Genomic DNA, 16,788 nt, shown 5'->3' with positions numbered 1-16,788 from the left:
CGATCGCAGCCTCATCCCTCAGAGGTTGAGCCAGGTTTTCACTTTCTGGAGCGCTTTCCAGCCGGGACGGCGTTGCAGGCCATCCTCCAGGGCACCCTTGAGATCATCAGAGACCTCCGGGGCCATGGTCAGAACCTGCTGGACAACCTGGATGTGGTCGCGCACACCTTTGGAATCGTTCTCCAGCAGCGCCAGTGACAGGTTGATGCGTGCCTGAGGGTCTTGTGGACTGAGTTTGACGGCGAAGCGCGCCGATCGCAGGGCCTCCTCCGGTTGGTCACAGAGCAGCTGCAGCCAGGCCAGACAGGTCCAGCCGGCGGATTGACGTGGCGCTGACTCGGTGATCCGGATGAAAAGCGGCAGGATCTCCTCGGCATCGGCACCGGCCTGATACCGGGACATGGCCTGGTCGAACAAATTCTCCTGGCTGGACTCCATCGAAGGAGAGACGCGTGGGGGGCGTCTTCAGATTCCCATGGGCGCGGTTCCCTGCGTCAACGACGAGGCTTCAGACCGCGAAGGAGCTGCCGCAGCCGCAGGTCTGGGTGGCGTTGGGATTGGTGAAGTTGAAACCACCACCGATCAGTGCCGTGCTGAAGTCGAGCTGCATGCCGTAGATGTACAGCAGGCTTTTGGGGTCGCAGATCACGCGGAACTGGCGTCCGTCAGGCGTTTCGTAGTCGTAGGTGGCGTCGTCGTCGAGGGTCTCGGAAGCCGGAACAAAGTCCATCGTGTAGCTCATCCCGCTGCAGCCCCCCGAGCGCACCCCGACACGCAGGACCATATTGGTGCCTTGTTCGCCGCAAAGCTTGGCCAACTGCTGCATGGCCGGTGCCGTGATCAGGATGCCTTTGCCGTCCCGTGCGGTGTGGGTGGCTGGATTCGTGGTGGAGCTGGTCATCGACGCCACGCAGGAGTGCCCTCACTCTATGGAGCCTGATACATAGAGTCCTGGGCAGTTGCACATCTCAGGTGCGGGTCGCGATTGTCGGTTCCGGGCTTGCCGGTCTCTCTGCGGCGGTGGATCTGGTTGATGCCGGCCACTCCGTTGATCTCTACGAAGCCAGGCCCTTCATGGGCGGCAAGGTGGGCAGCTGGGTGGATGACGGCGGTAACCACATCGAGATGGGCTTGCACGTCTTCTTTTTCAACTACGCCAACCTCTTCGCCCTGATGCGCAAAGTCGGGGCCTTCGAGAACCTGCTGCCCAAGCAGCACACGCATCTTTTCGTGAACAAGGGGGGGGATCTGCGGGAGCTGGATTTCCGCTTCCCCATCGGGGCTCCCTTCAATGGCCTCAAGGCCTTTTTCACTACGCCGCAGCTGGGCTGGATCGACAAGCTGCGCAATGCCCTGGCCCTGGGTACCTCACCGATCGTTCGTGGCTTGGTCGATTACGAGGGGGCGATGCGCACCATCCGTGCCCTTGATTCGGTCAGTTTTCAGGATTGGTTCGTGGGCCATGGCGGCAGCCCGGAAAGCATCCGCCGCATGTGGAATCCCATCGCCTATGCCCTGGGCTTCATCGACTGCGAGGCCATCTCCGCCCGTTGCATGCTCACCATCTTCATGATGTTTGCGGCCAAGACGGAAGCCTCCAAGCTCAATCTGCTGAAGGGTTCGCCCCACCGCTGGCTCACGGGCCCGATCTTCGACTACATCCAGAAGCGGGGCGGCAAGTTGCATCTGCGCCATCGGGTCAAGCAGGTGGACTACAGCGAGGGCGAGGTACCCGAGATCACCGGCCTCCAGATGGGAACGCCAGAGGGAGACATCCGTGTTGAGGCTGATGCCTATCTGGCGGCCTGTGATGTGCCCGGCATTCAGAAGCTGCTGCCCGAGGCCTGGAACCGTTACCCCCAGTTCAAGGCGATTCACCAGCTGGAGGCCGTCCCGGTGGCCACCGTTCAGCTTCGCTATGATGGCTGGGTGACCGAGCTGGGCGACGCCCGGGAGGACCAGCGTCGGGATGTGGCGACACCGACGGGGCTGAACAATCTGCTCTACACAGCTGACGCCGATTTCAGCTGCTTCGCTGATTTAGCTCTGGCCAGCCCTGAGGATTACCGCAAGGAGGGAGAGGGGTCCCTGCTGCAGTGTGTGCTCACCCCTGGTGATCCCTGGATCCCCAAATCAGTGGATGACATCGTGGCCCACACCGACCGACAGGTGCGGGAGCTCTTCCCCTCGGCCCGCAACCTCAAGCTCACCTGGAGCAACGTGGTGAAGCTGGCTCAGTCCCTTTATCGGGAAGCACCGGGCATGGAGCCCTATCGCCCTGAACAGCGGACACCGGTGCGCAATTTCTTCCTTGCCGGAAGTTACACGCGTCAGGACTACATCGATTCGATGGAAGGCGCGACCATGAGCGGCCATCTGGCGGCGGCCGCGATTCTTGATCAGCCGGTGCAACTGGCGACCAATGCTGCGGTGGCCTGACGATGGGACGCTGGCTGGAACATTCCGTCACCACCGAGGTTCAGGCCTCTGCTGAACGTGTCTGGGCCGTCTGGAGCGACCTGGAAGCCATGCCGCGCTGGATGCGCTGGATCGAGTCGGTCACCACATTGGATGACCCCGATCTCACCGATTGGACGCTGGCGGCCCAGGGTTTTCGCTTCCACTGGAAGGCACGCATCACCCAGCGGGTGGATCAGCAGCAGCTGCACTGGGAGTCCGTCGGTGGGTTGCCCACCCGTGGTGCTGTGCGCTTCTACCCCGAGGCAGCGGATCGGACGGTGGTGAAGCTGAGTGTCACGTATGAACTGCCGGGGGTCTTGGCACCCTTGATGGAGCCCAGCATCCTGGGGGGAATCGTCACTCGGGAGCTCCAGGCCAATCTTGATCGTTTCCGGGACCTCGTCGAAGACGGCGGCTAAGAAGGCGGCGGCTAAGAAGAAGCCAGCTGCAGGATGGGCCTGCGGATCCATCGCATCGATCGTCATCGGCTGCTGCGGTTTCGGCCTCGTCGCCTGCGGAGGAGAGGCCACAACGTCGGCACCGGAGGTGAGTCCAGCTGCTTCCATGAGCCCAGCGGATGAGGCGGATCAGGATGGAGCCGCAGTCAGCATCGCTTCGCCGGACCTGGGGCTGACGCCCCTCCCAACGGTGGAACAGGTTCGGGACGCTGCTCCGGGCGGTCGCCTCGATCCCTTCGCGCCATTGCAGCCGAGCACGCCTGAAGCAGCTGCGGATCCCGACGCTGCTCCGGATGAGGACTCAGCGGTCGATCCGGGCTCCGGCATCACGGTCACCGGAGTGCTTCTGGTCGGTGGTCAGAGTCGGGCTCTGGCCAGCAATGCCCAGGTCAGTGGTGTGCTCTGCGTCAGTGCCGATGGCCGCTGCTCGGGAGACAGCGCCCTTCTGCTGCCACCGGGGTGGTCCGTTGTGGCCATCGACGTGCCAAGCGGTTGCGTGCGTCTGGCGCAGAACGGCACCCCTCAGGATCCGCTCTGCATCAGCTGAGCACAGGCGGACACCAGCCCATCGAGATCATGGGGATCGGCCTCCGCATCCACCCGTCCGAACCGGGCCAAGCAGCTGCGAGTGGTTTGCGGCCCGATCGACACCACGTTCACGCTGGCGAGCTGCTCCAGCCAGTCATCACCGAACCGTTGCTGCAGCAGCAACGCTGTGTGATCGGCGGTTTTCCCACTGCTGAAGGTAATCGCATCGACGGCACCCGCCTCCAGAGCCATCGCGGTTGCTTCAGGCATCGTTTCCGGGCAGCGCGATTTATAGGCAGGCACCTCCACAACGCGGACGCCCGCTTCCCCGAAGGCATCCGCCAGCAGGGTTCGGCCGCCGCTCTGCACCCGGGGCAGCAGCATGCGCAGTCCGAATCCAGAGACCGGGAAATGCTCGATCAGGCTGTCCGCCACGAATTGTGGTGGCACGAAATCGGCTGCAGCCCCGAGCTCCTCCAGCAGACGTGCCGTCTTGCGACCCACGGCTGCCATCTTGAGGCTGCGGGGGCGACGGGCCAGGCTGCGACCGAGGGTCTGGAGACGCTGCTCCACCGACTCGACGCCGTTGGCACTGGAGAACACCAGCCAATGGAAGTTGTCCAGATCGGCGAGGGCGTCATCCAGCGGCCCCCACTGATCGGGTGGCCCGATCACCAGAGCCGGCAGATCCAGCACCCGCGCCCCAAGGGCCTCGAGCAGTCGTCGTCCTTCCCCTTGCTGATCGGCGGCACGGGTGACCACCACAGTGCGCCCGTTCAATGGATCACTCAAGCGATCGGCTCCACATCGAGTTTCACGATCTGACCGGCGTTCTGCCGCAGGCGTTGGGCCTCCTCCCCTCGCCCTTGATGCTCCAGCCGGGCGATGGCATTGCGGAATCCCTGGCGCGCCCCTTCGATGTCACCCCCCATCAGACGGGCCACGGCATCGTTCTGATGGCATTCGGCGTTGTCGGGGTCGAGCTCAAGGGCCCGTTCATAGGCCTGGAGTGCTGCGCTGATGTCGCCACGACGACGTTGCATCAGCCCGAGGTTGTACCAGCCGAGGGCGACCTCCGGTGCCCGTTGGGTCGCAAGTCTGGTCAGGTTGATGGCTTCCTCCAGCTCCCCCTGCTCCATCAGCCGTGCTGCCAGGTTGAGCCGGGCCCCAAGGGTGATGCGCGTGTCCAGGGAAATGGTGAGAGCCTTCCGGTAGAGCGCCACCGCTTCGCCCGGTTCTGAAGGGCTCACCGCCAAGGCGAGGTGAACCAGGAGTTCGTAGCGCTCACTGTCTTGCACGGCGTCCTGATCCAGCGCCTTGCGCAACAGCGCGGCGGCCTCCTGATGTTGACCATCACTGATCAGCAGACCGCCCAGCTTGGCGCTGGCGTAGGGATCGCCGGGCCGTTGCTCCAGTTCGCTCTGCATCGCCTGACGCAGGCGCTCCGCTTTGTCGGTGCCGGCCAGAAGCTCCGGTCTGTAGCCGTCGTGAAGGATGGCTGGCTCACTGCAGTCAGCGATGCGCCACTGCGGTTCAAGCTCCAGCAGAGCCTCAACGCTGTCGTCGATCATCGAGTGGTAGGGCTTGCTCCAGCGGATGCCGGGATGGCGACGGAACAAGCGGCTCACATTCGAGTAGGGGGCCATGACTGCTCCCAGCTCGTAGCGCAACAGATTGATCACCAGCACATCGGGCTGGGCCATGAGGGCCCTGAGATTGGGAATCACCTCCGGACGCAGCTGTTCATCGGCATCCAGCACCAGCACCCAGTCGCCGCTGAGAAAGTCCATGGCGCGGTTGCGGGCAGGTGCGAAATCCCCCGGCCAGTCGATCCGCTCGACGCAGGCGCCGGCGGCTTCGGCAACGGCGATCGTGTCATCGGTGGAGCCGGTGTCCACCACCACCATCTCATCGGCCAGACCCTTCACCGAGGCGAGGCAACCAGCCAGGCGTGCCTCCTCATTGCGCACGATCATCGAGAGGCTGAGCATCAGCACTGGCCGTGAAGTCGGCCGACGATAGGTCGCTCAGTCGGTGAATTCGCCCTTGTGGGGAGACGCCTCGGCAGGCCTTAACAGCGTCGTCAGCAGATGGCGCTGGGCTTCCGGCATCTGGCCGGGGCTGTAAGCCGCTGGGATCCCCGGATCTAGGTTGGCATGCAGTTGTTCCCAGAGATAGGGGCTGCCGTAGACCACAAGTCCCGCCAGACGGTCGAGACGTTGCAGCTGCCTGACGGCTGCCAGCCAGGGTTCCCGGTCGTCCTTGTTTCCTCGGAACGGGTTGCCGCGCACAAACAACTGCAGCAGCACCGGTCCTGCGCCGAATCGCTCCAGGGACAGAGGAGCGTCTTCGCTGTCCTGCCATGGGGATACCCCTTGGCCATGGATCACCACGCTGGCCAATCCCTGCTGTTCCGGCAGCTGCAGAGCCGGAGCCGCTCCGCTGAGGGCGGGACAGGGGAAGACGCCATCCACCCGAAGCAGATTCACACCATGGCTGGCGCTGACGCCGGCGGCGCGCCGGATGGTGCTGCAAGCGGCGACAAGCTCGCGTTCAAGGCCGCGGTCGTCCTCGCTGGCGATCACCCCGGACGCCATTGCGGTCACCTTGGCGAGGGCATGGCGCCGCCGCTGCAGGGCCTGCTCCAGACGCTGCAGCGGCAGCCGGCCTGAGGCGAAGGCGGCCTGCAGTCCATCGATCGCGGCGTCGGCATCCGCCGGCATCAGGATCAAATCCGCCCCGGCCTCGAAGGCCAGCACGGCCGCGTCCTCGGCTCCGTGGCGGGCAGCGATCGCTTCCATCACCAGCGCATCGGTCACCACCAGGCCGCTGAACCCCATCTGGTGGCGCAGCAGGTCCGTCAGCACGGCGGGCGACAGGGTGGCGGGATGCTCCGTGTCCAGCTTCGGCAGCAGCAGGTGAGCCGTCATCACGCTGTCGATCCCGGTTGTGATCAGCTGCTGGAAGGGCGGCAGCTCGATCTGATCCAGGCGCTCGCGATCATGGGGCAGAACCGGCAGATCCAGATGGGAATCGCTGTCGGTATCGCCATGGCCTGGGAAATGCTTGGCGCAGCCGAGCACGCCGGCGGCATGGAGGCCGCGCTGGAAAGCGGCGGCCAGGGCGCCTGCAGTCATGGGGTCCTCACCCCAGGCCCGGACGTTGATCACCGGGTTGGCGGGATTGTTGTTCACATCGCAGACGGGTCCCAGCACCCAGTTGAGGCCGCAGCGGCGGGCCTGTTCGCCGGTGCAGCGGCCATAGCGTTCGGCGAGCGACAGGGCGCGCTCGGGTGCGCTGCGGTGGAGACGGCCGAGGGCGAGGGGCGGCACCAGCCAGCTCGCGCCTTCGAAGCGTTGGCCCACGCCCTCCTCCACATCGGCGCAGAAGAGCAGCGGTTGTGAGGCCCAGCTCTGCAGCTGGCGGGTGCGTTGCTGCAGCTCGGTGGCGCTCCCCCCCAGCAGAATCACACCGCCCACACCGTCCTGAAGCAACCGCTGCAGGTCGCGATTGGGCAGTTCCCAGCGGGGGTAACGGCGCTGTTGATCATCCAGGTGACCGCTGGCCCGCACCACAAGCAGTTCGGCGATCCGACGCCGCAGGGGATCAGTCGGGTTGGAGCTCATCGCTGCCGGGGGGGATCTCGCCGCGTTCCTGTCGTTCATCCTCCAGGCGGTTGAGCAGGCCCAGCACGGAGGTTCCTTTCTCGATGCCTCGGTCGAGCTGGAACACCACCTCGGGCGCCCGGCGCATCTGCAGGCGTCGGCCCAGCTCTCCGCGCAGGTAGCCGCTCGCCGCTTTCAGCCCTTCGAGCACATCGCTGCGATCGTTCTGCTCGCCGAAGATGCTCACGAAAATCCTGCAGTGCTGCAGATCGCCGGAGACCTCCACGTCCGTAATGCTCACCATGCCCTGATGCACCCGCTCATCACGGATGCCATTGAGCAGTAGTTCGCTGGTTTCTCTGCGGATCAGGGCCGCCACCCGTTCCACACGACGCCCCTGAGCCATTGGTCCGTCACGCCACTGGTGCTGACTGCACCATGGCACGCAGCACCAGGGTGAGGCTGATCAGGCCGCTGATCAGGGCACCGATCAAGGCGACGGCTGTGACCGGGTTGCTGCGCCTGCGGGCGAGCGGTTGGGCAACCGAATTCATCACACCCAGGGTGAAGGCGATCAGATAGCGGGGGTAGCGGGTGACGTTGAGGAAAAACTCCCGCATGGTCCTGGCGAGCTCTGGGATCTGATGGCTACTCTGCCGGGCCCATGGCGCCAATCCCATGCTGGAGCTGCATCAATTCCGACATTCCGCGTTTTGCCTCAAGGTGCGGATGGTGCTCCAGGCCAAGGGGCTGAGCTATCGCACCGTCGAGGTCACCCCTGGCATCGGCCAGGTAGCCGTGTTCCGTCTGTCCGGACAACGTCAGGTTCCTGTCCTGGTGGACGGCGACAGGGTGCTGGCGGACTCGAGCGCCATCAGCCGCCATCTCGAGCAGCTTGGAGCGGATCCAACGCTTCTGCCGACTGATCCGAAACAGGCCGCTCAGGTGCATTTGATCGAAGACTGGGCGGATACGACCTTGGCCGCCGGTGGACGTGCATCGCTGGTCCAGGCGGCCGCCCTCGATCCGGAGCTGCGGGTTGCCCTGCTGCCAGACGATGTGCCTGATCCCCTTCGCTCGGTGATGGGAGCGATTCCTGGCGGTTGGGTCAACAGCGTCAGTGAGCTGGTGAATCAGGGGGAGCGCGCTGCTCTGCTGGCGAGCCTTGAACAGCTGGCGGCTTCGGTGGAGGACAGTCCGTTCCTGGTGGGGGAGGCCATGACCCTGGCGGATCTCGCCGTGGCTGCGCAGCTCTCGCTGCTGCGTTTCCCCCAGTCGGCTGGCTCCCCCCTGGCGGGTCGAGGTGTTCCTGGACTGAGCGATCACCCCAAGTTGCAAGCCCTGTTCCACTGGCGTGATCAACTCGAACTCAAGCTGATGGAGCGGACCCTGGAAGAGGTGTGAATCGCAGTCGGTAGCGGTGGGTCGCGACGGCCCGATCCCGCAGCTTCTGGCCGGGAGGGGCATAGCGGGCCTGCCACTGATCGGCACAGATGCCGACATCGCAACGTTTGTATAGGCTGAGGGTTTCGATGCGGCTCAGCCTCGGTGGACCGGGGGCATGCAAGATCTGCAGCACGAGCTCATCGGCGAGAAAGCCTCCGTCGTCGAGGTTGTCCTGGCGGCGGCCCGTGACGCTGGTTTCCAGTCGCAGATCCCCCTTCAGTTGAGCCATCTGACGATTGGCGCTGGCCGGATCGTCCTCCACTCGCAGCAGTTGCTCACCAAGCAGGACCTGGCCGATGGCCAGGGCGTTGAAGGCGCGATCACCCACCAGCCGTCCGTCGCCATCAGAGCGAAAACGGGCCTGATGGATAAGTGGTGCTGCCTCCGGATCATCGAGATCCCAGCTCTCCACCTGCCAGAGCCCTGCAAACCAGTCGGGATAGATCAGGTCGTCCCGATTCGAGGGCCGCGGCAAGGGTGCCGGCAGCGTCCAGTCTGGCCAGCTGCTCAGACGATCCTCCAGCACGGAAGCCCAGCCGGGTGAAGCACTGAGCAGGATGGTGAAGCACAGCAGCAGGGCCAGCACCCGTCGTTCCATGTCCGATCCCCTGATCCGTGCCTGTGATGACTACGTGGTGTTGGAGCCTGGCCAGCCGGAGCAGTTGCTTAGCGCCGCCGACACGTTGACATGGCTCACCGACCATCTGCGAGGTCTCGAGACACTGCCTGCCGATCTCGCCAACCAGCCCGATCTGGCTGCCGCTGCCCAACGCTTGTTGGACACAGCCTGTGATCTGGAATTGGAACCGGGGATCTGTTTGCAGTGGTTTGCCGTGAGGCTTGAGCCGCCGGCCAGCTGAGATTGGTTCCATCTGAAGAGATGAGAAGCCATCCTGTTCATCGTGATGGTTTCTCATCCTGATGGCATTGATCGTGCTGCTGCGTGTTGCCTGGTTCTGCTGATCTGAACAGGCGTTTTGATCGGCGTCGTTAAGTTGAATCGCAGGATCGGCTGTGGTCAATGGTGTTGAGCAGGCGTTCCTTTCTTCTCCGCAGCGGGGCCACGGCCGCTGGTCTGATTGGTTGCCAATCCTGGCGGGAACGATTGCATGCCAAAGCCATCAGTGGCGGCAAGATCGGGGCATCCATTGATTCCATTTCAATCCCGTTAAGAGATTGGTCTGGCTTCACTGTTTTTGGTGAATCTGCCGTGGTTCTGGCTCCCAGAACGGAAGCAGAGGTGGTTGAGATCGTCAGGCAGTGTCGTCAACACAATCGCCAATGTCGCGTTGTCGGTCGAAGAACATCCTGGAATACCAAGTGGTACGGAGATGGCGACACGTTGATGTTGTCAACAGTGCATCTTGATGCACTCAGCTTTGATCAAGAAGCCGGAACCGTGACCTGCGGACCTGGTGTTTTGTTGGAAACCATTCACCGTGAGGCATGGGCCAGAGGCTTCACCCTCTCCAATGCTCCGGCACCACCATGGGTGTCGATTGGAGGGGCTGTCTCAACCGGAAGTCATGGCAGTTTGATGGGCGGCAGTCTGTCGTCCAGGTTGACAAGTTGTCGGCTTGTCACAGGCCAAGGACGCGTTGTTGAGATGAATGCTGACCATCCCCATCTCGATGCAGCACGCATCTCCCTGGGCATGTTGGGGGTGATGACCCAGCTTACGCTCAAACTTGATCCGGCGTTCCGCCTCAAGCTTGTTCAGCAACCGATCGCCACCGATCAGTGGCGTCAGGCCTTGCTGGACAGTGGCCCGATGTCATTCATTCATGCCAGCACGACGGATCCAACGTCAACCTTGTTCAAGGTTGTGCCAGAGGCCTCCGTTCCCCCTCTGAGTGATGAGGTTCTCACTGGCGAGGATGCTCAAGGACAGTTCTGGATGACTGGCCCAGCCCACCTGGTGGTGATGAATTTTCAACCTCCCTCGCCAACCATCGCGGGTTCCGAATGGGCTGTTCCCGTCGACTTGTTTGCAAACGTGATGGACGCATTTCAGTCCCTCGATCTCTCCTTGCCGTCGATGGTTTGGCTCAAAAAAGTCATGGGCGAGTCGGCCCTGTTGGCGAGTGGGAATGATCCGAGCAAAGTGTATGTGGAGTGCGGTGCTTACTACGATGTCGAAGGACGCCAAAGCCCCCGAAAGATTGTTGAAATGGTTCGAAAAATTGAAACCCTGATGCTTGCTTATGGAGGACGACCTCACCTCTCGAAATTGATTTCGATGACCCCTGCAGAAATGCAGTTGGTGTATCCAGCGCTGACGACATTTCAACAGGTCCGTCGACAACTTGATCCGCAGAATATTTTTTATACACAACGTCTCGCCAAGCTGTTCGGCTGACGCTCAGGCCGTTCCCCAGTCAGGTCCCCTAGGTCGTCAATCGCGTCGACGCGTTTTGGGATCCGACAGCAATGTGGGCAGCAGTTGCAGAACCCCATCGGCCACTTGTTCCGGTGTTTCGTTCTGAATCACCACGGTCAGATCGGCTTCTGCATAGAGCGGGCGTCGTTCCGCCAGCAGGGCATCCAAAGCGGCCACCGGATCCTGTTGTTGCAACAGTGGTCTTGCGGTGTCGTCAGCTCTGAGGCGCTCCAGCAGCTGTTGCCGCTCCACATCCAGCCAGATCACGATGCCGTGGTGCAGCAGCCCCCAGTTTTCGGGCCGCGTCACCACGCCACCACCGGTGGCCACCACCAGGGAATGGCGTTGGCTGATGGCGCTGAGCACCTGGGTTTCGATGGCGCGGAAGCCTGTTTCGCCATCGCTGTCGAAGATTTGGGGAATGCTGCATCCGGCGGCCTGTTCGATCACGGCGTCCGCATCAACAAAGCCGTAACCGAGCCGTTCCGCCAAAGGTCTTCCAGTGCTGGTTTTTCCGCTGCCCATCATTCCGACCAAATACAGGCTTCTGCCAGCCAGCGTCTGTTTCAGGGAAGGGGCGGATTCCGCCATAGCTCGAAAACGGCGTTAGCTCATTAGGATGCCCTCCGGCCGGAACGTCACATGACTGAAACGAAGTCGACCGCACGGCACGGCCAAGGCCGCGGCTGCGTGATCACAAGGAGAGCCACATTCAGTGCCTCCCACCGCTATTGGTTGCCGGAGCTCTCATCTGACGACAATGCCGCTCGCTTCGGAGCCTGTGCTCTGGCCCCTGGCCACGGTCACAACTACGAGCTGATCGTGTCCATGGCGGGCGGCCTTGATGCCGATGGCATGGTGCTGAACCTCTCTGAGGTGAAGCATTCCATCCGCAGCGAGATCACCGGCCAGCTCGACTTCCGCTTCCTGAATGAGGCCTGGCCTGAATTCAACCTGGAGTCTCCGGAGGGGTGCCTCCCCACCACCGAAGCCCTTGTGCGCGTGATCTGGCAGCGGCTAATCCCGCACCTGCCGATCACGGCTCTTCGCCTTTACGAACAACCAGGCCTCTGGGCCGACTATCTCGGACATCCCATGGACGCCTTTCTCACCATCCGCACCCATTTCGCTGCTGCCCATCGTCTGGCAAGGCCGGAGCTGAGTCAGGCGGAGAACGAGCGCATCTACGGCAAGTGCGCCCGGCCCCACGGCCATGGCCACAACTATCTGGTGGATGTCACCGTCCGTGGCGCCATCGATCCCCGCACTGGCATGGTTTGCGATCTCTCCGCTCTGCAGCGGTTGGTGGACGATCTGGTGGTGGAGCCCTTCGATCACACCTTCCTCAACAAGGATGTGCCCTTTTTCGCTGAATGCGTCCCCACAGCCGAGAACATCGCTCTGCACATCGCCGATCGCCTTTCCACCCCGGTGAAGGCCATCGGCGCCCATCTCCACAAGGTGCGTCTGCAGGAGAGTCCCAACAACGCGGCTGAGGTCTATGCCGAAGCTCCCCAGCTGGAGATGACACCTGCGTCGCTAGAAACCGTCGCAGCGCTCTGACCGTCCATCAGCCAGATCGTCAAGAGCTCGATCAGCCCGATGGGTTGTCGAGGCCCTGGGTCCGCCTGGTTCTGGCCATCAGCCTCGACGGTCGACTGGCGCCACCGGACGGTGGGGCTGCCCAGCTTGGAGGCAGCGGTGATCGACGAGTTCTGGAGGAATCCCTCACCTGGGCTGATGCCTGCCTGATCGGAGCCGGCACTCTGCGGGCTCACCGTTGCACGTGTCTGATCCGGGATGCGGATCTTCTGGAAACGCGGCGTGTTGCCGATCGTTCGGAGCAACCGATCGCCATCGTCGTGAGCCGATCATCAGGTTTCTCCTTCGATTGGCCTTTCTTCCAGCAACCACTGGAGCGTTGGTTGTTGAGCTCATCCACCAATCAGGCGGGCTTTGACGAGGTCGTCGAACCGGCGGCGACCTGGCCGGAGACGCTTAGCGTGATGGCACGCAAAGGAGTTGAACGTCTGGTTCTCCTCGGCGGGGCTCAGTTGATTGCATCCCTGCTGCAGGACGACGGCATCGACGAACTGCAGCTCACGCTGACGCCACGGTTGCATGGGGGGGAGAAGAGCTGGATCCCCTTCAAAGCCCCGTCTGTCTCCAACTTACCTGCTGAACTGTCGGATTCACGGTCCTGGGCCCTGGCTGAGGCGACGCCTCTCGGTGGTGATGAGCTCTTGCTGCGCTATCAGCGCCGCCGAGGGCTTGGAAATCGCTGAGAATCCCCCATTTAGGGGATTTGCAGCTGAGCGATTCTCACTAATCTCCAGTTACACAGCACTTGATTGAACGAGGCCATGGGACGCAAGAGCAAGAAAAAAATCCGTGGCACATCTGGTAGCGATGAGCTCACCGGGTCGAAAAAGAAAAATTTGATTTGGGCCTACGAGGGAGACGACGTCATCGCAAGCGGTGAGGGCAAGGACAAGGCTTGGGGCGGTGAAGGTGATGACGTCTTCGTCACGGTCGATGGCGGCAAGGGTCACGTGAAAATCATGGATTTTGAGCGCGGCGACAGCATCGAGTTCTGTGGCTGTGCCTCCACCGTGATCGAGATGAGGGGCAACGACGCTTGGATCACGAAGGGAGAGGACGTGAAGGCTGTGGTGAAAGGAGTAAGTGCAGACCTCCTGAATCTTGATTTTGTGAATCGGGTGATCACGATGGTCAGTGACCCGATGGCCTGACCTCCGGCAAGGACAGGTTCTCCAGGCTGGTGGCCGGCAAACCGAGCATTTTGCCGAGGCAGCGTTTGATCACCACTTCAGCGTCATCGCCGATGCGGCCTGAGATAAGTTCGGTGACCACCCCCAGTTCCCGGCCGCTGTGGCTGGTTTCCTCAATCAGACAAACGCACGCCGGCCGTGCCATTGACTGGCAGCTGTCGTTCACCAGGTTCTGGAGCGCCGATACTTCGCTGCTCACCAGCTTTAGGCATTCGTCCTTGAGCCGTTCTTCCAGCCGTGGACGAATCATATCCAGCACCGGTCGCAGCAGCCCAGCTGCTGCGGGAGAGCCCGGGGCAGCACCCAGTCCCGCCAGCAGAAGCGCCAGCGATCGCCGGATCAGAGCTCTGCGCTGGTTAGGGTCAGCCCAGAGTCTGATCCAGCCGTTGCCTGCATGACTCCGCTCTCCGCGCGTTGGCACCGTTCGATCCGGGAGATTCCGGAAGACCACTGGTCGGCGTTGGTGGGTGAACAGTCAATTCCGTTTTATCGCTGGAGCTGGCTGGATGCGCTGGAGCGCTCGGGCAGCATCGTTCCGGATCAAGGTTGGCAACCGTTTCATCTGGCGCTCTGGCGAGGAGATGAACCCGTGGCTGTGGCACCGCTGTATCTCAAGGGGCACAGCTATGGCGAATTCGTTTTCGATCAAACCTTTGCACGCCTGGCGGCCGATTTAGGCCTTCGCTATTACCCGAAGCTGCTGGGGATGAGTCCGGTCAGCCCGGTGCTCGGCTACCGCTTTCATACCCGCGAGGGAGAGGACGCCGCCCAGCTGACGGCGGTGATGATCCGTGCCATCGATGCCTTCTGCGAACAGAGCGGCATCCTCAGCTGCAATTTTTTGTACGTCGATCCGGAGTGGCGGCCCTTGGCCGAACAAGCGGGCTGTGCCCCCTGGCTGAACCAGCAGAGCCTCTGGAGTCGGGGAGAGGATCAATGCTTCGATGATTACCTCAAGGGCTTTAACGCCAACCAGCGCCGCAACATCAAACGAGAACGCAAGGCGGTCACCCAGGCGGGCATCACGGTGACACCACTCACAGGTGATCAGTTGGATCTCGAGCTGCTGCAGACCATGCATGGCTTTTATGAACAGCATTGCGCCCGCTGGGGGCCATGGGGCAGCAAATACCTCGAGAAGTCGTTTTTTGAGTTGTTGGCAGAGGGTCAGAGCGATCAGGTGGTGCTGTTTTCAGCCCATCGCGGTGATCCAAGGGAACCCGTTGCTATGTCGATGTGCGTCCACGACGGCCAGCAGCTCTGGGGCCGCTACTGGGGCAGTGAGGAGGAGATCGACTGCCTCCATTTCGAGGTCTGTTACTACGCCCCGATCGAATGGGCGATCGGCCATGGGATTAACAGCTTTGATCCAGGAGCTGGCGGCAGCCATAAGCGCCGGCGCGGGTTTGTGGCTCGTCCCCACGCCAGCCTGCACCGCTGGTACCAGCCCCAGATGGATTCCTTGATCCGTGCCTGGCTTCCCAAAGTGAATGGCTTGATGCTCGAGGAGATCGAGGCGATCAACGCGGAATTGCCCTTCAAAGCGGACGCACCCGCGCTTGGTTTGTAAGTTGAAGAAATGGTCAAGACCCCTGAAGCACCCACCTCCATCGCAGCGGCCATCGACGCTTTGGACGATCGGCTGTCGCAGCGCTTCATTGCCCTGGATCCCAACGGTTATTTCCTGATCAAGGTTGATTCGGAGGCCGGTGAACTGGTGCTGGAGCATTTCGGCAACACCATTGATGAGAAGGGGCTGGCTAGAGATTCCGACACCGGTGAAGTGCTGAGCTGCAAAAAAGGCAGCAATGGCCCTCGTGCTGCTTCAGCGGTGTACCGCGGCCGCAGTGCTAAGGAGATCGGCATCCAACTCACGGAAGGCGACGGCCCCCATCCGCTGAGCCGTCTGGATCATGCGCTGTATCTCGGCCGGGAACTCCAGAAAGCCGAGCAGTGTTTAAAAGAAGGTCGCGTTTATGTGCAGGATTGACGCCACTCAGGCTTTTTCACGGCTGAAGGTCTGTCCCGGGTTTTCCCCGAACATTGTTTTGTAGTCGCGGGCGAAATGATTCGGTGCTGTGAATCCAAATCGTTTGGCGATGGCATGGATTGATAGTGTTCCCAGTTGTTGTTGCTGTTCAGGATCCGTCAGCAGATTTTGCACTTGCTGAAGCCGAATTTGTTTTAGGAGCTGCATCGGGGACACACCGAATTGTTCACGGCTGGCCTTGGTAATTGAGGATGGTGATTTCAGCAGTGTTTTGCTGAGGGTTTCCAAGCTGATCGCCTCCGTTGGGTTGCTGAAGCCGTAGTTCAACAGGTCCCGCATCAGTTCAGCACGGTTGCTGAGTGGGATGCCGGCAGTGGAGATGTTGTCCGGCCGCATGAAGCACTCAACAAGCAGGGCATCGAGCGTGTCTCTTGCTGCATACCCATGAATGTCGCTTGAGAGCAGGAAGCTTTTGAGGGTTTTGAAATGGCGTTGTTGGAACGTCACCATGTTGCTGATATCGATCACCTCTTGAAGCGAGCGGGCCCAGTGCGATGAGATCGAGAATCCGTTCCACTGGAATCACCAAAAGGCTTAAGTGACTGTGGGGCGACAATTGCCAAATCGATTCGGTGAGGTTGCGGTTAAAGCCCTGTACCGAACACGGTCCAATGGGTTCGCCTCGCACCCGATGCATCTCGAGGTTGTTCGTTTGTTCGAGTGCGATTCCCACCCAGCGCTGGTTCCTGCTGCCGTAGCCGCTCAGGCATTGATTCGTGGTGAGTTGCAGCAAGAGCCCACCCGCTGAACGTGTTGCAGATAAGTGCCCCAGCAGTGGGCCACGGCTGATCTGCACCACCTGCATTGGAAAGCCAAGTTGTTGCATAAGGCCCTCGAGCATTCCCGCAGACTGGAATGGGCTGCTGAGCAGCGTCACACTTGGAGTGGTTGCCTTAGTGGTGACGATGTCTCTGGAAATCACCCTCGAACGGTAAGGGGGTTGAGTGGTCACTGCTTTCCTCCCAACGTCCCTTGGCTGAGGGGCTGGGCTCATCATCCTCATGGAGTGAGGTGTTGGACATCCCCTAATTAGGGGATCAGAGCCGTTAGCCCCACGGTGATGGGGATG

At 61.7% G+C, this 16,788-nt stretch carries 22 protein-coding genes; 11 read left to right on the top strand and 11 right to left on the bottom strand.

The features are described from left to right. Positions 1-18 precede the first annotated feature (18 nt). Entirely contained in the window at positions 19-438 is a 420-nt protein-coding gene (locus KR100_RS13325; protein ID WP_038546982.1) for a hypothetical protein, read from the bottom strand. Between the two features lie 70 nt (positions 439-508). Next, the gene (locus KR100_RS13320) at positions 509-901 is read right to left on the bottom strand and encodes an iron-sulfur cluster assembly accessory protein (RefSeq protein WP_038546979.1); all 393 of its coding nucleotides are present in this window, start codon (positions 899-901) and stop codon (positions 509-511) included. Positions 902-972: 71 nt separating this feature from the next. On the opposite strand from KR100_RS13320, the gene zds reads away from it, so the two are divergent. Genes zds through KR100_RS13305 form a run of 3 tightly spaced genes read left to right on the top strand, consistent with a single transcriptional unit; the run spans position 973 to position 3,465 of the window. Then, positions 973-2,439 (top strand): 9,9'-di-cis-zeta-carotene desaturase, encoded by a 1,467-nt coding sequence (zds, locus tag KR100_RS13315; protein WP_038546976.1) that lies wholly within the window; start codon positions 973-975, stop codon positions 2,437-2,439. Positions 2,440-2,441: 2 nt separating this feature from the next. Continuing rightward, positions 2,442-2,879, top strand: coding sequence for an SRPBCC family protein (locus KR100_RS13310; protein ID WP_038546973.1), 438 nt, complete (start codon positions 2,442-2,444; stop codon positions 2,877-2,879). Next, positions 2,842-3,465, top strand: coding sequence for a hypothetical protein (locus tag KR100_RS13305; RefSeq protein ID WP_156098126.1), 624 nt, complete (start codon positions 2,842-2,844; stop codon positions 3,463-3,465). Before KR100_RS13310 ends, KR100_RS13305 begins: the two co-directional genes overlap by 38 nt. Here KR100_RS13305 and KR100_RS13300 read toward each other — a convergent pair. From KR100_RS13300 to KR100_RS13280, 5 genes are read right to left on the bottom strand one after another with little or no spacing between them, the layout of a single operon-like run. Continuing rightward, the gene (locus tag KR100_RS13300) at positions 3,441-4,238 is read right to left on the bottom strand and encodes a uroporphyrinogen-III synthase (protein WP_038546972.1); all 798 of its coding nucleotides are present in this window, start codon (positions 4,236-4,238) and stop codon (positions 3,441-3,443) included. The two genes, KR100_RS13305 and KR100_RS13300, sit on opposite strands and share 25 nt — an antisense overlap. After that, a complete protein-coding gene (locus tag KR100_RS13295; RefSeq protein ID WP_038548913.1) occupies positions 4,235-5,437 on the bottom strand; it encodes a glycosyltransferase in 1,203 nt (400 codons plus the stop codon). Before KR100_RS13295 ends, KR100_RS13300 begins: the two co-directional genes overlap by 4 nt. A gap of 36 nt (positions 5,438-5,473) precedes the next feature. After that, entirely contained in the window at positions 5,474-7,072 is a 1,599-nt protein-coding gene (locus tag KR100_RS13290) for a glycoside hydrolase family 3 N-terminal domain-containing protein (protein ID WP_038546969.1), read from the bottom strand. After that, the gene (rbfA, locus tag KR100_RS13285) at positions 7,053-7,457 is read right to left on the bottom strand and encodes a 30S ribosome-binding factor RbfA (protein WP_038546966.1); all 405 of its coding nucleotides are present in this window, start codon (positions 7,455-7,457) and stop codon (positions 7,053-7,055) included. Before rbfA ends, KR100_RS13290 begins: the two co-directional genes overlap by 20 nt. Before the next feature lie 7 nt (positions 7,458-7,464). Beyond that, positions 7,465-7,671, bottom strand: a complete 207-nt coding sequence (locus tag KR100_RS13280) for a DUF751 family protein (protein ID WP_038548910.1) — start codon at positions 7,669-7,671, stop codon at positions 7,465-7,467. A 58-nt stretch (positions 7,672-7,729) separates the two neighbouring features. Between KR100_RS13280 and KR100_RS13275 the strand changes: the two genes are divergently transcribed. Next, entirely contained in the window at positions 7,730-8,455 is a 726-nt protein-coding gene (locus tag KR100_RS13275) for a glutathione S-transferase family protein (protein ID WP_038546962.1), read from the top strand. On the opposite strand, the gene KR100_RS13270 is transcribed toward KR100_RS13275, so the two are convergent. Next, positions 8,421-9,095 (bottom strand): DUF6816 family protein, encoded by a 675-nt coding sequence (locus KR100_RS13270; RefSeq protein ID WP_038546959.1) that lies wholly within the window; start codon positions 9,093-9,095, stop codon positions 8,421-8,423. The two genes, KR100_RS13275 and KR100_RS13270, sit on opposite strands and share 35 nt — an antisense overlap. Here KR100_RS13270 and KR100_RS13265 point away from each other — a divergent pair. Next, positions 9,094-9,357: a chlororespiratory reduction protein 7 gene (locus KR100_RS13265; protein WP_038546957.1), complete on the top strand. Its 264-nt coding sequence runs from the start codon at positions 9,094-9,096 to the stop codon at positions 9,355-9,357. The two genes, KR100_RS13270 and KR100_RS13265, sit on opposite strands and share 2 nt — an antisense overlap. 167 nt (positions 9,358-9,524) lie before the next feature. Further along, positions 9,525-10,856, top strand: coding sequence for an FAD-binding oxidoreductase (locus KR100_RS13260; RefSeq protein WP_162176544.1), 1,332 nt, complete (start codon positions 9,525-9,527; stop codon positions 10,854-10,856). A 36-nt stretch (positions 10,857-10,892) separates the two neighbouring features. Here the strand turns inward: KR100_RS13260 and KR100_RS13255 are convergent, their stop codons facing one another. After that, a complete protein-coding gene (locus KR100_RS13255) occupies positions 10,893-11,468 on the bottom strand; it encodes a shikimate kinase (protein ID WP_038546951.1) in 576 nt (191 codons plus the stop codon). Positions 11,469-11,519: 51 nt separating this feature from the next. On the opposite strand from KR100_RS13255, the gene KR100_RS13250 reads away from it, so the two are divergent. The 3 genes from KR100_RS13250 to KR100_RS13240 all read left to right on the top strand — a co-directional run bounded on the left by KR100_RS13250 (position 11,520) and on the right by KR100_RS13240 (position 13,630). Beyond that, on the top strand, positions 11,520-12,440 hold the full coding sequence (locus KR100_RS13250) for a 6-carboxytetrahydropterin synthase (protein WP_038546949.1): 921 nt from the start codon (positions 11,520-11,522) through the stop codon (positions 12,438-12,440). A gap of 44 nt (positions 12,441-12,484) precedes the next feature. Continuing rightward, a complete protein-coding gene (locus tag KR100_RS13245) occupies positions 12,485-13,162 on the top strand; it encodes a RibD family protein (protein ID WP_038546948.1) in 678 nt (225 codons plus the stop codon). 78 nt (positions 13,163-13,240) lie between these two features. Further along, entirely contained in the window at positions 13,241-13,630 is a 390-nt protein-coding gene (locus KR100_RS13240) for a hypothetical protein (RefSeq protein WP_038548907.1), read from the top strand. Here KR100_RS13240 and KR100_RS13235 read toward each other — a convergent pair. Beyond that, on the bottom strand, positions 13,611-14,090 hold the full coding sequence (locus KR100_RS13235; RefSeq protein WP_239420348.1) for a hypothetical protein: 480 nt from the start codon (positions 14,088-14,090) through the stop codon (positions 13,611-13,613). The genes KR100_RS13240 and KR100_RS13235 overlap by 20 nt on opposite strands. On the opposite strand from KR100_RS13235, the gene KR100_RS13230 reads away from it, so the two are divergent. Beyond that, complete coding sequence (locus KR100_RS13230) at positions 14,064-15,239, top strand: GNAT family N-acetyltransferase (protein WP_051847562.1); 1,176 nt, start codon at positions 14,064-14,066, stop codon at positions 15,237-15,239. The two genes, KR100_RS13235 and KR100_RS13230, sit on opposite strands and share 27 nt — an antisense overlap. 9 nt (positions 15,240-15,248) lie before the next feature. Continuing rightward, on the top strand, positions 15,249-15,659 hold the full coding sequence (locus tag KR100_RS13225) for a DUF4346 domain-containing protein (protein ID WP_038546945.1): 411 nt from the start codon (positions 15,249-15,251) through the stop codon (positions 15,657-15,659). Between the two features lie 6 nt (positions 15,660-15,665). Here KR100_RS13225 and KR100_RS13220 read toward each other — a convergent pair whose 3' ends face one another. Next, complete coding sequence (locus KR100_RS13220) at positions 15,666-16,169, bottom strand: helix-turn-helix transcriptional regulator (RefSeq protein WP_156098125.1); 504 nt, start codon at positions 16,167-16,169, stop codon at positions 15,666-15,668. Positions 16,170-16,788: the final 619 nt, after the last annotated feature.

Origin of the sequence: Synechococcus sp. KORDI-100, assembly GCF_000737535.1 — a bacterium.
Taxonomy (GTDB): Bacteria; Cyanobacteriota; Cyanobacteriia; order PCC-6307; family Cyanobiaceae; genus Parasynechococcus.
This window is presented reverse-complemented; position numbering and strand designations above follow the sequence as displayed.

Excerpts from the sequence above, each read along its gene's own strand:
- KR100_RS13325 (WP_038546982.1), bottom strand. The coding sequence starts at position 438 with ATGGAGTCCAGCCAGGAGAATTTGTTCGACCAGGCCATGTCCCGGTAT.
- KR100_RS13320 (WP_038546979.1), bottom strand. The coding sequence starts at position 901 with ATGACCAGCTCCACCACGAATCCAGCCACCCACACCGCACGGGACGGC.
- KR100_RS13310 (WP_038546973.1), top strand. The coding sequence starts at position 2,442 with ATGGGACGCTGGCTGGAACATTCCGTCACCACCGAGGTTCAGGCCTCT.
- KR100_RS13295 (WP_038548913.1), bottom strand. The coding sequence starts at position 5,437 with ATGCTCAGCCTCTCGATGATCGTGCGCAATGAGGAGGCACGCCTGGCT.
- KR100_RS13290 (WP_038546969.1), bottom strand. The coding sequence starts at position 7,072 with ATGAGCTCCAACCCGACTGATCCCCTGCGGCGTCGGATCGCCGAACTG.
- rbfA (WP_038546966.1), bottom strand. The coding sequence starts at position 7,457 with ATGGCTCAGGGGCGTCGTGTGGAACGGGTGGCGGCCCTGATCCGCAGA.
- KR100_RS13280 (WP_038548910.1), bottom strand. The coding sequence starts at position 7,671 with ATGCGGGAGTTTTTCCTCAACGTCACCCGCTACCCCCGCTATCTGATC.
- KR100_RS13275 (WP_038546962.1), top strand. The coding sequence starts at position 7,730 with ATGCTGGAGCTGCATCAATTCCGACATTCCGCGTTTTGCCTCAAGGTG.
- KR100_RS13265 (WP_038546957.1), top strand. The coding sequence starts at position 9,094 with ATGTCCGATCCCCTGATCCGTGCCTGTGATGACTACGTGGTGTTGGAG.
- KR100_RS13270 (WP_038546959.1), bottom strand. The coding sequence starts at position 9,095 with ATGGAACGACGGGTGCTGGCCCTGCTGCTGTGCTTCACCATCCTGCTC.
- KR100_RS13255 (WP_038546951.1), bottom strand. The coding sequence starts at position 11,468 with ATGGCGGAATCCGCCCCTTCCCTGAAACAGACGCTGGCTGGCAGAAGC.
- KR100_RS13250 (WP_038546949.1), top strand. The coding sequence starts at position 11,520 with ATGACTGAAACGAAGTCGACCGCACGGCACGGCCAAGGCCGCGGCTGC.
- KR100_RS13240 (WP_038548907.1), top strand. The coding sequence starts at position 13,241 with ATGGGACGCAAGAGCAAGAAAAAAATCCGTGGCACATCTGGTAGCGAT.
- KR100_RS13230 (WP_051847562.1), top strand. The coding sequence starts at position 14,064 with ATGACTCCGCTCTCCGCGCGTTGGCACCGTTCGATCCGGGAGATTCCG.
- KR100_RS13225 (WP_038546945.1), top strand. The coding sequence starts at position 15,249 with ATGGTCAAGACCCCTGAAGCACCCACCTCCATCGCAGCGGCCATCGAC.
- KR100_RS13220 (WP_156098125.1), bottom strand. The coding sequence starts at position 16,169 with ATGGTGACGTTCCAACAACGCCATTTCAAAACCCTCAAAAGCTTCCTG.